We start from the raw sequence: 12,903 nt of genomic DNA, 5'->3' as shown, positions 1-12,903 counted from the left end.
CCGTCTACATCTTGTCATTGAAGCCGATGCCGTTCGTGCGCTCACGGTCGATCAGGGCGCACAGCTCACCATCCGACATCGAGCCGCCAGTGGCTTCGTCGTCCGTGTCACCCAGGATTTCGTCGTACGGGTCAGTTTTCAAGCGGTGCCCATTTTCTTGTAGGTGAGTTTCGTCTTGTCCCAGCTATCGTTAGAAAGCTGCGGGGCGACAACATGCATGTATCGGAAGGCGTCGGCACCGTGGCTGTACTGGTCGTGCAACGGAGCGCCAGGCTCGCCCGTCGATAGCGGCAGGGAGCGCCTGTAACGCTTCAGGCACTCGACCAGCGGGCCAGTCTTCGCCTTGTCGAAGTAAACCTGTGCAAACTGCCTGCGAGCGAGACGGATGCCTTCCTCGACGCCCAGCTTCGGGACAATGATCACGTCCCAACCAAGCTCCTGCATGATCTCCTGCGAGGACTTTCCGGTCTTGAAGTCCCGGTTCTCGCCATCGTGGGGGAGGCATACCTTGCCCCAGTTGTACGGACGGGTTTTGAGTTCCGTCGAGTACCAGTCCAGAGTCTTGTGGTTACCCTCGATGTACTCGATAGCCCTAAGCTGGCTTAGATGCTTCTACACGAGAATAAGCGTCATCTGGTCGTTCCAGCCAAGGTCGAATACCACATGGACCTTCAGGGCTGGATCGTAGGGAACTTCGCAGATGCGGCTAGGTGCAGCTTCCCTGGCGCTTGCTATCTCGTCAGCGTAGATCGCACCGGAGACGGCAGGCAGGCAGATGCCTTCCCATGTGTGGTCGTACTCTGCCTTGGTCAGCATTTCCTTGTCGCGAAGCCGCTCGGCCTCAAGGATGCCGTTGAACCACGGATTGTCTGAGTAGTTCATCTTCACGACAAACGAGTCTTCGGGAGCATTCTCCACGAAGCGTACGAAGGTCGGGTCAGTGTCCAACTCCGGGTTGAACGTAATCCAGACTTCGGAGCCGTCCTTGCGGATGGTCGGTATCAGGATCTTCCAACTCCGCTCCGTGATGGCCTGCGCTTCCTCGCACCAGACGATGTCAACGCCCTCGTAGGACTTCACGGACTCGGCGGTCTATTCGCTCAGTCCGGCAAAGGTGATCTCCGTGCCGTTGATGCCCTTGATGACCGTTGCCTGGACCTCGTAGAACGCACCCAGACCCATTGAGGCTATCTGGTCGCCCAGGAGCTTGTGTACCGAGTCCTTGATGGACTTCTGGATCTCTCGGGTACAGAGGATACGCAATGGCCTCTGAGCGCCCTGCAGGAGCAGCGCGCGGGCGTAACCCCAAGACTTGCCGGAGCCTCGCCCGCCGTATGCCACCTTGTAGCGTGCTGGCTTGAAAAGTCCCTCTAGCTTGTCAGGGAACTCGATCATGCTCAGCCTTGACGAACGAGATAGTCAGCCCCGCCACCAGCGGATTATCCGGGTCGCCTGATACCTGAGTGGGAAGAACCTTCCCGAGAAGCGTCATAAAGGCGCTAGGCGACGACTCAGCCTGCTTCACCAGATAGTCGACGCCACCCTTCTTGTCCAACGCCTCAAGGATCATTTCCTTGAGCGTCGCGGTCGTCTTGTTCGGGACACCCTTCTGGCGTCCACCAGTTTTGGGTGCACCTTTACCAGCCACGTCTGTTCACCTCTAGTTTAGACTTCCGAACCAACTGACTTAGACATTGGGTTCAATCGTCGGCCACCAATCCTCTGTGACCTATTCGCCAGTGTCGGCGTTGATGTAAATGGCGGCGGCTGTTGGATTCGAACCAACGTTGGCAGCGGTTAAGCTGCTGGATGGTTTAGAGCCATCCCCCTTCGGCCCCTCGGGCAAACCGCTCTTGAAAATGCGCTCCCAGTTATCTGAGAACGTCTGTTCGTCCACGCTCAGAGGACGACGGTCATCGCCCTTTCCGCTCATGCAGTCGCGAAGTTGGCGTTGAGGTAATACGCCAGCGCAGCCCAGGTTTCGAAGGCCACGGATTCGCTAGCAGCGCTTGCCGGCGACTGGACGATGGCGTAACCGTTAAACGTCTTCACGATGGTGATGGCTGATCCTGCCAGCCAGGTAGGAATGCCGGTCATCAGCTACGCACCTTGGCGATTTCCTGGCGAAGCCAGTCCACGAGGTTGTGGGCAGAGGCGCCCAGTTCCTCTACGGCCTTCTCGACGCGCTGGAAGAAGGATTCGTCGGCGACACTGGCCGAGGCGTCCGGAACTTGGGCAAAGACGGGATCAGGCGCCACGATGGGTGTGGGCTCGGGGGCAACTTCAGCAGCCACTACAGACTCGGTTACTTCAGGCTGTACGGTTTCGTCGGTCATTTGGATTCCTCGGGTTTGTATTTGACCCAGCCGCAGATAACCTTTCCGGTCTCGTCGTGGGTCAGGATTTGCTTGGCTGTGCCGTCCGTCAGCACATCGTCTTTTGACACGTAGATGGGCTTGGCCCAGTCGCATCCGTCAGTCTGGACGGGACCAGTCGCGCAGCAACTCAGCACTGGCAGAGTCAGAAGGAGCAGTAGCGACAGGAACCGTTGGTGCATCTGGAAGCGCATTGACCTGACCCTCTACGGTGCTTCTAACCTTCTTGTGCTTCTTGATGACCTTCTCGACCTTCTGAGCCTGCGCCTGTCGCTCGCTGGTGGCTCCGTGGTAGTCAGCCCATAGCAGACTGGCTCCCCACAGAAGAACGATGCCTAGGGCTATGTAGACGTATCTCACGAGGTCTCCTTAGTCATCACCAGATCCGAAGTAGGCACGACCTACAACGATGACCACCGACAGCACCAGCCCAAACGCAATAAGGTCAATGAATGGCATAGCCGACATCCCGATATTGCTCAGCCGTGAAGACGATGGGGATAGACCCCATAAGCTTGAACTGGGTGTCCTGGTAGTTAATGACGATGGCGTAACTCGTCACTGCCACTACCTGACCATCCTCGCCGAAAACCCCCGATCCACTGTCCCCATAGAACCCGTTGACATCGTAGATCGTCGTCACCTTGCCTTCCTTCTCGTCGTGCCCGGCCACATGGCCTTCGCGGTACATGAAGTTCAGGAAGGCTGGCTGACCCCAAAGAAACACTACGTCGCCAGGTTTGGCCTCCTTGCCGATATGGGACCACGAGGTGAACGTGGTATCCACGACCAGCATCGTGTGGTCGTTGCCGTCGTCGATCTGCTTCTAGACCTTCGCGGCCCTGTCGTTTACCTTCAGGGACTTCATGCCAACGAAGCAATGAGTCGCTGAGAGAATAAGGTGTGGGCCAATGGCCGTACCGCTACACACCCCATTTCCGTCCATTTCCAGCCGCAAGGCCGTAGCCCTGGTTCGACTCAGCAAATCTTCTCGCGGAGAATGCGTTGCGCACCCTACCGCAGCCAAGACAAGGACGAGGTAGAACGCGATTCGCAATTTCATTTACTGCCTCAAACCGGAGGTGTCCGGCGGCTTCTTTGCTACGGCTGACTCTGCGACATCTGCGGAGCAGTACAGCCCGAGTACCCAGGTGACCGTGCTCGACCACTGGGCGGAATCAATGAGGTGGAAGATCAGCAGGCCAGTTGCGGTAATGAACGCAGCGCAGGCCAGCTAGAACTTGGATTGAAGGAAGCCGCTCATGGCTTGAGACACAACTGGGTTTCGGCCTCTCGGCGTCGGGTGAGTCCGTTTACCACCTAGCCACCTGCCCTATTCCACCTGCGTAACTGGGTACACCACACACTGGGCGGGTAGCCCTCATTGGCAAGACGCTGCAAGGTTGAGGCACATGCGACATCGGGGCCGAGATTGAACACCGCCGATGTCAGGGCCGCAGCCTAATTAACCGTCAGTGGAACCTAGATGCACTGGAGTACGTATCCCGCAGCTACCTACAAGTCCCTCTTGAACCACTTTTCGCACTGGTAGTTGTCGTAGTGCTTGCCCAGTACCACCTCCGGCCCCGTATGCCCCGTGCAGGCAGTCGTAACCCCTACAACGTCCGAGTAGCCCTCGTAGACCGTACCCTCCCATGGCTGGGTGAAGGCTGCGGCTGCGGCAACGACTGCCGCCAGAAATCCGCCAACGATCTTAGAGCTTGGGCGAAATGACACTCTTGCGCTCCAACAATGGTCGAACCCACTTACGCCACAGGAAATCCACGATCATCAGGGCTGAGTAGACGCAGGCGAGAATACTCGCCAAGGTGCCCCACTAGACGCCCACGAGGGTCGAACCTACATATCCCACGGTCGGCGCTACCTTTGCTGCATCGACAAGATGTTCTTGAAGCATCATGGATGCCCTTTCTGTTAGTTAGACGGCGATGGTCCGCACTGGACCGCCCGTATACACGTCGAGTTTCGACGCAATCTTGACTGCCTGGGCAGCGGTGGAACCGGCCAGCATGGCACCCATGGCGAATTCCTCACCCGACCCAATAGCGTATGGTCCCTTGAACTTCATCGGGATCATCGAGGTTGAATCTAGCCTGTAACTAACCTTGGGGCCGACCAGAAGGCCATAAGCGGACGTGTCGTCGCTCGTATCGGCCTCTAGTGACTCCAGCGACCCCGTCTCGATCTGGCAGAGCATTTTCATGACCAGGGAGAGCTTCCCCGCTCCGCCAAATACCCACCCACTAAATGGTCCAGTTCCGACGCGATGGATCTTCACCACATCGAACCGCTTGAACGAGGCCGTACTCTGGCTGTCTGCCGCCACAACTCCATCTTTCACGGCTATGGTCGTAATGACAGCGATCCTCGGTAAAATTCTGTTGGCGAAAATGCAGATTTGTGAAATTTCGTGGATATCTATCATTTTTGATACTTTAAGTAGCTTAAGGTATCATTTTAGATAGATCGACTTGGGCCGGATTACGCCACGCGTGCCAGCGAAAACCTGCTCTCAGCATTCTTGTACTGGCGCTTGAGGTACGAGGCCAAGGAGCGGTTCTCATACTTACGGCAAAGGTAGTCGAGGGTCAGCGGCATTTCGCAGAACGTGCCGTCGCGAACCTCGTTCAGTACCACGATTCCTCGCCAGTGCGAATTAGCCATGCCTTTGTAGGGCTCGTCGTGGAGGTAGCAGCTACCAGCGACGATGCCGTGGCGCATCTGGCCTGTGGCGTACTGCACAGAGCCCTGCTGAAGACCCTGGACGTGGCCCTGCACGAATGTCGTGCCGATCTTGGCTAGCCGGTTGCTGATCGTTCCGCTGATCGGCTTGCCTGTATTCGGATTGGCGAAATAGTGGGCGTAGGTGACGCCATCGATCACTACCGCGCCGGGCGATCCATGGACGTAGTCGATGACCTCCCAACCTAATTTTCGGTCTACGAACTGATGCGAGCCAACGGCACCAGCCCACTTGGGGCTTGCTGAGATAGCTCGCTCAAGCCTCCATTCGTGATTCCCGCGAAGGATAACCTTGCGACCCTTGTAACCAGCCATGGCCTCGTGAAGACGAATCAGGGCCTCGTTACCTGCGTCGAGGTCGTCCTGATACCGAAGTCCCTCAAGGTCGAGCGATCCCGGCGAACTCCACGAGGACAGGCTTTCGAAGTCCCAATGGTCGCCGAGGTGGACAACCACATCAGGCTTGTAGTCCTGAATCGCTCGACCTACCCACTCAAGGTGGTCAGTCGGGGCGCCCGGCTTGATTTGGGTATCTGGAAGAATAAGGTGTCGACGGGGCTTCATCAGTCCTCCCGATCCGCCAAAGGCATGGAGTAACCAGCCACTGGCGTGTGGTCGTGCTCGGCCTTTAGTACCTCGTGAAGCATCCCCGACGCGTTGAACAGGACGGCGCAAAGGTTCTCGACCAAGCCGTCCGGCGTCTCTATACCCTTGCTCTCTTCCCACACGGCGAAGAAATGCCGCCAGAGGGACTTCATGTAGACATCGCGGGCAATGCCCAGGGTCCAGTTGTCCGAGGCCCTTAGAGAGCCATCTGGGAGCTTCCGGTGGGCGTGCATATAGTCGGCGTACTGGCGAAGAACGAGCGGGCTCAGAAATCCATCAAAGTCCAGCTTCCCAGCGTCCGTATCGCGAGTCGCACCTGTTGAGAACTGGCGAATCTCCGCCTCAGTACCGACCAATCGGCTACTGCCATCCTGATTGAAAGTCGCACGAATCATATGACCCCCGATAGGTCGGTTTTAGGGTGCCGGTGCCCTGTATCGGGCAGGGCGGGCTATACGCCTCGACCGGCATAAATGGCGGAAGGTTAAGGAGTTACCTTCCCGTACGAAGATAGTGTTCGCGACGCTTCTGTGGAGTCCAATGTCGAGATTTTGACGCCTTATCCCTTAGAACCCTCTGCTCATGGGTGAACTGCTTAGCTCTACCCTTTCCACCGGCGCTGTAGTTGCATGATTGATGGCTAAACGCGATGTTATTTAGATCGAAAAACAGATCCACCGCATTGCCTGAATCTATCCAGGGCCGGATATGCTCCACGCTGAAAGATTCTCTTGTAAGCTCACCACCACAGCGATAACACAGGTGCCCAGCCGACTTAATGAAAGCAAAAAGCAAGTCCGATCTGAGCCTGTTAGCCGCTGTGCTTACATTCATGCCCAACTGTAGCGAACGCTTATCCATGACTGCCCCCAAGGCGTCTACAGATGAAATGCGGAAGGTTAAGGAGTCGAACCCTTACGGTTTCCCGCAGCACGGTTTTCAAGACCGCTCGCCGGCCAACCCAGCGCAACCTTCCTAAGTGGTGCGGCACGACCGGGAACTCCCAATCCAGATGCCGGGTAAATTGGAGCGGGTCAGGAGAATCGAACTCCGCGTTCTTCAGCTTGGAAGGCTGCTGCGCGCCCTTTGCGCTTGTTAACCCGCATAGGTTTGCTGTCAGTCGTGGCCGTTAAGCCACTAGCGGGTGGTGTGAGGCCCGCATCAGATCCACAGCATGAGATCTACAGCAATGAAAGTTTTCAGGTGTTCGCCGGCCTGAGCACCGGAAGCATCTGACAGCAAACCTATACAGGTCACGGTTACCGTTATCCGTGTCGTCCCGCCAGACGAGGCCCTGCCCTTGCGGCAGTAATCCCGGCCTCTTTCTGGCTGTGCGGCGACTACCGTTCGATGAACGGGCCCGCAGAGGCTTAGCCGGGAATCTCAGGCGTTTAATCCGCCCTCGTGTGGATTTGACCATGCGAAAATTCGATGGTCACAGTCAGGGCGTTGATTGAAACTCGTCTACGATGTGTAGCTGAAAGCCTCCCCATCCCTCACTCAAGTTGTATTTCCCTGGGTCCTCGCTGGCCAATAGGGCCAGAAGAGCCTCCGGCTCGCCGTAATTGAATTCTGGATAGGGGTGGCTGTAGCCTGGTACTTTCTCACCTACGTAACTGCGCAGCATGTCCATGACAGCGTCCCGATTAGTTGTAGCCTTAACGTCCTCAGCGCCATACTCGTCATAGTTGCTTAGAATGTAGATCCGGCTCATGCGACAGCCCTCGTTGCTCGCAGTACGTGGTGGTACTGGTAGTGAAGCTCGACGGTGTAGTTCTTTAGGCCCTCTGACATCATCGTGGTCAGTTCGCCTCGGATCTTCAGGTAGGTGGCGTGGTGGATGCCAAGGCGGCGTTCAACCTCGCGGGCAAACTCAGCGTGGCGACCGAAGACGATGAACTCCAGGGCATCCACGCCGGCTTGCGAAACCCAATCGTTCCTACGCCCCCTAGGAGCCACTACAGCCTGTCCGTTAGTCTTCCGGGTACGAGTGTGCTGCCTAGCCATGCCGATAGCCCACGAGGCTAGCTGGCGGTCGTATACGGTGTCGCCACGAACCACTCGGCTGTAGAGTTGCCAGCCGGGGTAATGGGGATCAAACAACTTCGCCGTCCGGTTCGCCGCATCAATGCAAGCGTCCGAAAGTTCAGGCATCGCGAATGCCTCGTCCGTATCGCGGCCAATGATGTCGTGGGTGGTCATTTAGCCACCTTCGGTACGCTGACCTTTGGCAACGTGACCGGTTCGCCCCAGGTCTGGAAATACTTCGCTCCGATCTTTACAAAATCGACCTTATTCACCGGCTGACCACCCGATGCTGCATGGGCCTGCTCGCATGTGTGGAAGTATTTAGGCGGACCGGGGACTTTCTTTTTATATGCCGTGTTACCCAGGCTGAAGATTCCATCCCTTAGCTTCGGTGGTATATAGTCCGGGTTGTCGATTTCTGGGTAGGTCCTATAGAGACTAGTGAGTGATGCCTTTCCAACTACCTCGACGATCTTCTCAACCTCGACGATCTTATCAACGATTTTCTCAACCTCTACAACCCTCGTAAAAAAACTCACGCCGCCTCCTTCATCTTCGTGTAGTTGATGGCTTTCTGAATCGACGCCCACGCACATTCTGGGTCGATGCCTAAATGCCACAGGATGTTTCTCTTCTCGCCGCTTGGCAGTTCGATCATGCCGTGGATAGCCGTATCGCCAGCGGGGATATCCGCAGCATCGTATTGCCTGCCACTTAGGCCAATGCCGAAGTAGTCATAGACGGCCCGCGAGTAGATCGCCCACAGGAATTCGTGTTCCTTCGTCCGCCACTCGGATGACAGGTGCGGAGCTGGTCGCATCGTGACAACGCCGTGGTTCACATGCATATCCTGCTTCCGCTCGTGGGCCGGTGAGGTCGACGCGATGTGATACAGGTCAATCCGGAGTGTCTTGCATAGCTGGCGGCTGTTCATGAGACGTCGATTACCCTCTGGCTATATACACGGCGATTTCCGACCTTCTTGCTAGTCCATCCATGCACCTGAAGCGTCCACCCGGCCTCACGGCAAGCCTGCAATGCCGCAGCGTGGTCTTCGTCACTGATCTTCTTAACGCGGGCTGACACGCCGGTCGTCGTGGTCTGCACTGCGATGGTTCCGAGCGGACCAACTCCCAGGATGTCCCACATGCCGAACAGATCCACGCGGCGCTTAGTGAAACTGTTCCAAGTCTCGACAATCCAGCACACGTAACCCTGAGCGCGCAGTGAGGCGAGGCTAAGCTGCGTTGGCGATTGGCCTGCCATTAGTGCCTCGTCACGGTCGAAGAGGCCCAACCTTGGGCCCTTGCCCCAATCAGCCGGCTATAAGCCTGCCGAGAGTCTTCAAGCTGCACGTTGGTGCGGTGGAGTTCCAGTTCGTAGTCGATCCGGTCCTCTTGCTCGTTCTCGTAAAGCTCCCTGTAGTTCTCACACTTTTCTCGGTAGTACCTGACCTTGAAGTCCATGCGGATGTAGATACCTGCCGCGACGAGGGCGGCAATAACAATTAGCGTCACCATTTAAGTACCCTCTCGTTGGCAAGTAGAGCGATCGTTCTCAGAACGCCCTCGTAGAACCACCGCTTAACGTCTTCGGTGGCAAGGAAAGTTGTGCGACGGTCGCATTCGGCGTGGCAGTCGCTGCATCCGTATGCGCCCAAGATGTCCGGAGCCTTCTGCCCTGCCCCAGTGATCCCGGCGAGTCGTACGTGACAGAGAACGACCGTCTCAGGGTTGTGGTTGCAGATGGTCGGCAGGCGTATTAGGCATTCACGGCCACGAGCCTGTTTGCGAAGGTCAGTCATGGCCAACCTCCAGATAAACGCCACGCTTGGCAAAGTCGGCCTGTACCGCGTCGGCATAGGCGGACAGTTGTTTCTTGGTCATCAGGGACGTGACCGGCCAGAAGCGCATGACGGCAAGCTTGTCTTCGTAGCTCAGCGGCTTAATGGCCTGGTCATAGGCGGCACGGAAGTCCTCGTCCTCGGCACGCAGTATCGCCACGCCGTGATGTAGCTTGCAGTAGCATTTCCATGCGAGCGCGTCGTCTTCCCGAAGCTCTCGGGCCATCTGCCCGTACCATGCGTGCGAAAACGCGTTCTGCTGGCTGCTACGAGCCTTCCCGGGCTTCAAGACAAGGCGGAGAAACTTGCTCTCCGCCCATGCCTCGCGGACCTTGCCCAGCGCATCGCTAAGCGTCTCCGCCGAATTGATGGTCAAGGTCTGCATGACTTAGTGGGCCACCTCGTAGGTCACCGAATGAACCTTGGCGATCCGCTCACCCTTCTGCGGGTTAGCAAACTCACGAGCCCACTTACGGGTGTTTGCGAAGGTGATGACTGTGCCCTCATGGGCGTCGATTACTGCCCATCCCGGTACATCCTTGCCGACTGCATCCACGTATGTCCCGGTGCGGATATGGTTGCCGTGCTGATTCATTTGCGCCTCTTGTTCATCATGGTTGAGGTACGTTCAAACTGGTCGTGCATCTGAACTAATCGGTCGCCGTCCAGGCTTTGCGAGCTATCCGGCTTCTTCCCTATAGATCGTCCGTTTTCTTCTGCGTAGATCGGTTTCGGCTTGAACTCGGCGAACAAGACAAGGGCTTCTGCCATTGCAGTGAAGTTTTTCCGGTTCTCCGCCGCCTCGACTTCTCTGGCGGCCATTCGTTTCCGGATGAGGGCCTGTACGTCATCGGTTGTCATAAGCCATGTCCGTAAAGCGCATTGTCTCGGCCAGCCATGCGGCACGAACGACTCCGGTCGGGCCGTGGCGGTTCTTCTCGACGCTAAGAATTGCCTCTGCCTGATCCGCCGAGTCGTCATGTACGCCCGGGCGATACAGGGTGATGATCTGGTCCGCTTCCTTCTCTATCTCGGATGAATCGGAGATATCGCCCATGCCAGGCTGCTTGTCCTCTCGGGTATCGACGTGACGCCCAACCTGAGCCAAGGCGATGACAGGGATGTCCAGATCGCGGGCTAGGTTCTTGAGACCGCGCACCACTTCGCCCACCCGTTCATGCTTCGGTGTGCGCTTGTCGGCGTTACTGGCCTCGATGCGCTGAACGTAATCGACCAGAAGAATCTTGATGCCGTTCTGTTGCTTCCACTTCCGGGCCATGCGGGACACGTCGGCGATGGACGGGGCGCTCCGGTCGTAGATCAGACAGGTACGCTCGATCAGGCGCCCTACGGACAGGTCAAGCTTCCGAAGGTCGTCCGTGTCAAAGCTTCCGTTACGCATCCGCTCGGCGGGAACGTGGGAGTCGATGGACATCAGGCGGGCAGCCATCTGCTGCGCGGGCTGCTCAGCGGAAATGAGTCCGCACGGCACGCCAGCGGACAGGGCGAAGTTGAGCAGCAGGGCCGTCTTGCCCATCGCAGGGCGAGCACCGACGACCACAAGATCCGAGTCGTGCCAGCCACCCAGAACCTTGTCCAGGCGAGCGAGGCCAGTGGAGATTCCCGGCACCTTGCCGCCGAGCGCCTTCGCCCGTTCGGCCTCCTGATACGCGAGGGTCATCGCCTGCCGCAAAGTGAACTCTGCGCGTGCCTCGACCTTCTGCATCGACATCAGCCCTGCGATAGCCCCGTCAAGCAGCGCAGGAGCCTCGCTGTCGGACGTGTAGGCATCGGTTGATAGGGACGTAGCCAGATCAATCAAGGATCGCCGTACGGCCTTCTCACGGACGATCTGAGAATAGGCGGCTAGGTTGGCCGACGACGGGGTGTTGTTCGCCAGATCGTAGAGGTACGACGAGCCGCCCATCATTTCGGCGAAACCGTTCGTGTCCATCCAGTCGCCGAGCGTCACGGCATCGCACGGCTGACCACGACCGGAAAGTTCCAGCATGGCCCGGTAGATCATTTGGTGATCGCGGCGGTAGAAGTCCGCCTGCGTCAGCCGCTCGGCTACCGTCTCGATCTTCTCGGGCGAAAGCATCAGGCCGCCAAGCACGGCCTGTTCGGCTTCGACAGAATTTGGAGGCACCAGAAGGAAACGGTCGGTCATACGCCGAGTTCCTTTCGCGTCTTTTGAGGCCCTGAAAAGGCAGGTTGCTGTCCGTTCTGAGCGGCGGGAGCGAACAGTCCCGTCCATCCACGCTCAATGGAGCGTTCGATGATCGTCTTCGGGCTATGCCCCTGGCCGTGAAGTTCCGTCAGGGTTTTCAGGGAAAGCTCTTTCGCCTTTGCCGTCCAACCTTTCCGAGAGTTTCGGTAAGTGTGCCAGTCCGCCCAAAGTTCAGCGGGTAGCCAGTCGGGCAACGAAATGGGGAGGGACTTTTCCGACCCTTCTTTTTCTTCTCTACTCTTCTCTTCTCTATGCGTTACCGTAACGTCTCGCGTTACGTTACTTTCTGTAACGTTTTCGACCTTCTTTTTATCCCTGTATCGACGCTGACGTTCCGCGTTTGCCGAAGCACTCCCGGTGGCCGGATCAACATTGTATTCATTGAAAAATCCTGGGAATACGATACCGTCCGTAGTCTGCTTAACCCACCCAGACGACGCCATTGCCTCGCCAAATCCTGGCAGGTCGGCGATGTCGTCAAGCACGTAAATGTCCACGCCACGGCAGATCAAATCAGCGTTTTCGCGATCACCTCGCGTACGCATAACGCCCCATACAGAAACGAGTGCGCCTACCGTTACGTTACGCATAACGTTACGCGTTACGGTCATGTCACGATGACAGTTATGCGAAACGAACGAGGCTAGTTCGCCATCCGGAGATATTAGGGCGTCAGCGATCACCGATACCTTGGGGTCTCGGTATAGGTCGCTTCGGATCTTGATCCAGTCTGCTGCCATGCTTCATTCGCTCTTGGCGTTACGTTGACGTTCGGCGTGGTTCGATTACGGACGCTAGGAAAAATGCGTGCCGTGGATTAGCCCGTAGGCTTCGGCGGTCCTCGCAATTGCCTATTGAGGGCCTGTAGGGGGATCACGTTGTTGCGTATCTCCGGAAGCTTGTAGCGAGACGCTATGGCCGTCTCAGCGGCATGAGCAGCGAATTCCTCGATAGACATCCCTGCCCTACTTGCAGCCTCGGTAAGCACCGAAAGCTGTTGGTCCGTTAGGTCGCACGTAATTACGGGCATGTGGCCCTCCCCAGGGACTCCCTAGACA

22 protein-coding genes, 2 tRNA genes and 2 pseudogenes are annotated in these 12,903 nt (G+C 57.2%); all 26 read right to left on the bottom strand.

The window, feature by feature from the left end:
• Positions 1-4 precede the first annotated feature (4 nt).
• The 26 genes and pseudogenes from VM621_RS10560 to VM621_RS10445 all read right to left on the bottom strand — a co-directional run bounded on the left by VM621_RS10560 (position 5) and on the right by VM621_RS10445 (position 12,330).
• Positions 5-142, bottom strand: coding sequence for a hypothetical protein (locus VM621_RS10560; RefSeq protein WP_325468923.1), 138 nt, complete (start codon positions 140-142; stop codon positions 5-7).
• On the bottom strand, positions 139-423 hold the full coding sequence (locus VM621_RS10555; RefSeq protein WP_325468922.1) for a hypothetical protein: 285 nt from the start codon (positions 421-423) through the stop codon (positions 139-141). The genes VM621_RS10560 and VM621_RS10555 overlap by 4 nt, the downstream gene beginning before the upstream one ends.
• Positions 424-612: 189 nt before the next feature.
• Positions 613-1,395 (bottom strand): annotated as a pseudogene (locus tag VM621_RS10550) (PBSX family phage terminase large subunit).
• The gene (locus VM621_RS10545; protein WP_325468921.1) at positions 1,379-1,648 is read right to left on the bottom strand and encodes a hypothetical protein; all 270 of its coding nucleotides are present in this window, start codon (positions 1,646-1,648) and stop codon (positions 1,379-1,381) included. Before VM621_RS10545 ends, VM621_RS10550 begins: the two are co-directional and overlap by 17 nt.
• A gap of 281 nt (positions 1,649-1,929) precedes the next feature.
• Positions 1,930-2,097, bottom strand: coding sequence for a hypothetical protein (locus VM621_RS10540; RefSeq protein ID WP_325468920.1), 168 nt, complete (start codon positions 2,095-2,097; stop codon positions 1,930-1,932).
• Positions 2,097-2,336 carry a hypothetical protein gene (locus VM621_RS10535; protein WP_325468919.1) on the bottom strand — a complete coding sequence of 80 codons (240 nt, stop codon included), beginning with the start codon at positions 2,334-2,336 and terminating at the stop codon, positions 2,097-2,099. The genes VM621_RS10540 and VM621_RS10535 overlap by 1 nt, the downstream gene beginning before the upstream one ends.
• Entirely contained in the window at positions 2,333-2,569 is a 237-nt protein-coding gene (locus VM621_RS10530) for a hypothetical protein (protein WP_325468918.1), read from the bottom strand. Before VM621_RS10530 ends, VM621_RS10535 begins: the two co-directional genes overlap by 4 nt.
• A 251-nt stretch (positions 2,570-2,820) precedes the next feature.
• Positions 2,821-3,162: a trypsin-like peptidase domain-containing protein gene (locus tag VM621_RS10525; protein ID WP_325468917.1), complete on the bottom strand. Its 342-nt coding sequence runs from the start codon at positions 3,160-3,162 to the stop codon at positions 2,821-2,823.
• Between the two features lie 533 nt (positions 3,163-3,695).
• A pseudogene (locus VM621_RS19605) lies at positions 3,696-4,112 on the bottom strand (glycoside hydrolase family protein).
• A 202-nt stretch (positions 4,113-4,314) separates the two neighbouring features.
• Entirely contained in the window at positions 4,315-4,821 is a 507-nt protein-coding gene (locus tag VM621_RS10520; RefSeq protein WP_325468916.1) for a hypothetical protein, read from the bottom strand.
• A gap of 56 nt (positions 4,822-4,877) precedes the next feature.
• A complete protein-coding gene (locus VM621_RS10515; RefSeq protein ID WP_325468915.1) occupies positions 4,878-5,702 on the bottom strand; it encodes a metallophosphoesterase in 825 nt (274 codons plus the stop codon).
• Positions 5,702-6,139: a hypothetical protein gene (locus tag VM621_RS10510; protein WP_325468914.1), complete on the bottom strand. Its 438-nt coding sequence runs from the start codon at positions 6,137-6,139 to the stop codon at positions 5,702-5,704. Before VM621_RS10510 ends, VM621_RS10515 begins: the two co-directional genes overlap by 1 nt.
• A gap of 97 nt (positions 6,140-6,236) precedes the next feature.
• The gene (locus VM621_RS19600) at positions 6,237-6,578 is read right to left on the bottom strand and encodes an HNH endonuclease (RefSeq protein WP_414674526.1); all 342 of its coding nucleotides are present in this window, start codon (positions 6,576-6,578) and stop codon (positions 6,237-6,239) included.
• A 58-nt stretch (positions 6,579-6,636) separates the two neighbouring features.
• A tRNA-Ser gene (locus VM621_RS10505) sits at positions 6,637-6,720 on the bottom strand.
• A gap of 49 nt (positions 6,721-6,769) precedes the next feature.
• Positions 6,770-6,848, bottom strand: a tRNA-Gly gene (locus VM621_RS10500).
• Positions 6,849-7,185: 337 nt separating this feature from the next.
• Positions 7,186-7,458, bottom strand: coding sequence for a hypothetical protein (locus VM621_RS10495; protein ID WP_325468913.1), 273 nt, complete (start codon positions 7,456-7,458; stop codon positions 7,186-7,188).
• On the bottom strand, positions 7,455-7,946 hold the full coding sequence (locus tag VM621_RS10490) for a hypothetical protein (RefSeq protein WP_325468912.1): 492 nt from the start codon (positions 7,944-7,946) through the stop codon (positions 7,455-7,457). Before VM621_RS10490 ends, VM621_RS10495 begins: the two co-directional genes overlap by 4 nt.
• A complete protein-coding gene (locus VM621_RS10485; RefSeq protein WP_325468911.1) occupies positions 7,943-8,311 on the bottom strand; it encodes a hypothetical protein in 369 nt (122 codons plus the stop codon). Before VM621_RS10485 ends, VM621_RS10490 begins: the two co-directional genes overlap by 4 nt.
• Positions 8,308-8,706 (bottom strand): hypothetical protein, encoded by a 399-nt coding sequence (locus VM621_RS10480; RefSeq protein WP_325468910.1) that lies wholly within the window; start codon positions 8,704-8,706, stop codon positions 8,308-8,310. Before VM621_RS10480 ends, VM621_RS10485 begins: the two co-directional genes overlap by 4 nt.
• Positions 8,707-9,037: 331 nt before the next feature.
• A complete protein-coding gene (locus VM621_RS10475; RefSeq protein WP_325468909.1) occupies positions 9,038-9,292 on the bottom strand; it encodes a hypothetical protein in 255 nt (84 codons plus the stop codon).
• Positions 9,286-9,576 carry a DUF1364 domain-containing protein gene (locus tag VM621_RS10470; RefSeq protein WP_325468908.1) on the bottom strand — a complete coding sequence of 97 codons (291 nt, stop codon included), beginning with the start codon at positions 9,574-9,576 and terminating at the stop codon, positions 9,286-9,288. Before VM621_RS10470 ends, VM621_RS10475 begins: the two co-directional genes overlap by 7 nt.
• Positions 9,569-10,000: a hypothetical protein gene (locus tag VM621_RS10465; protein WP_325468907.1), complete on the bottom strand. Its 432-nt coding sequence runs from the start codon at positions 9,998-10,000 to the stop codon at positions 9,569-9,571. Before VM621_RS10465 ends, VM621_RS10470 begins: the two co-directional genes overlap by 8 nt.
• A 3-nt stretch (positions 10,001-10,003) precedes the next feature.
• Complete coding sequence (locus VM621_RS10460) at positions 10,004-10,210, bottom strand: hypothetical protein (RefSeq protein WP_325468906.1); 207 nt, start codon at positions 10,208-10,210, stop codon at positions 10,004-10,006.
• Positions 10,207-10,476: a hypothetical protein gene (locus VM621_RS10455; protein WP_325468905.1), complete on the bottom strand. Its 270-nt coding sequence runs from the start codon at positions 10,474-10,476 to the stop codon at positions 10,207-10,209. The genes VM621_RS10460 and VM621_RS10455 overlap by 4 nt, the downstream gene beginning before the upstream one ends.
• Positions 10,463-11,785 (bottom strand): replicative DNA helicase, encoded by a 1,323-nt coding sequence (locus VM621_RS10450; RefSeq protein WP_325468904.1) that lies wholly within the window; start codon positions 11,783-11,785, stop codon positions 10,463-10,465. Before VM621_RS10450 ends, VM621_RS10455 begins: the two co-directional genes overlap by 14 nt.
• Positions 11,782-12,330 (bottom strand): hypothetical protein, encoded by a 549-nt coding sequence (locus VM621_RS10445; protein WP_325468903.1) that lies wholly within the window; start codon positions 12,328-12,330, stop codon positions 11,782-11,784. Before VM621_RS10445 ends, VM621_RS10450 begins: the two co-directional genes overlap by 4 nt.
• Between the last annotated feature and the right edge of the window lie 573 nt (positions 12,331-12,903).

Origin of the sequence: Luteibacter sp. (assembly GCF_035539195.1) — a bacterium.
Taxonomy (GTDB): domain Bacteria; phylum Pseudomonadota; class Gammaproteobacteria; order Xanthomonadales; family Rhodanobacteraceae; genus Luteibacter.
Note: the sequence above shows the minus strand (reverse complement) of the source record. Positions and strands in the feature narration are given on the sequence as shown.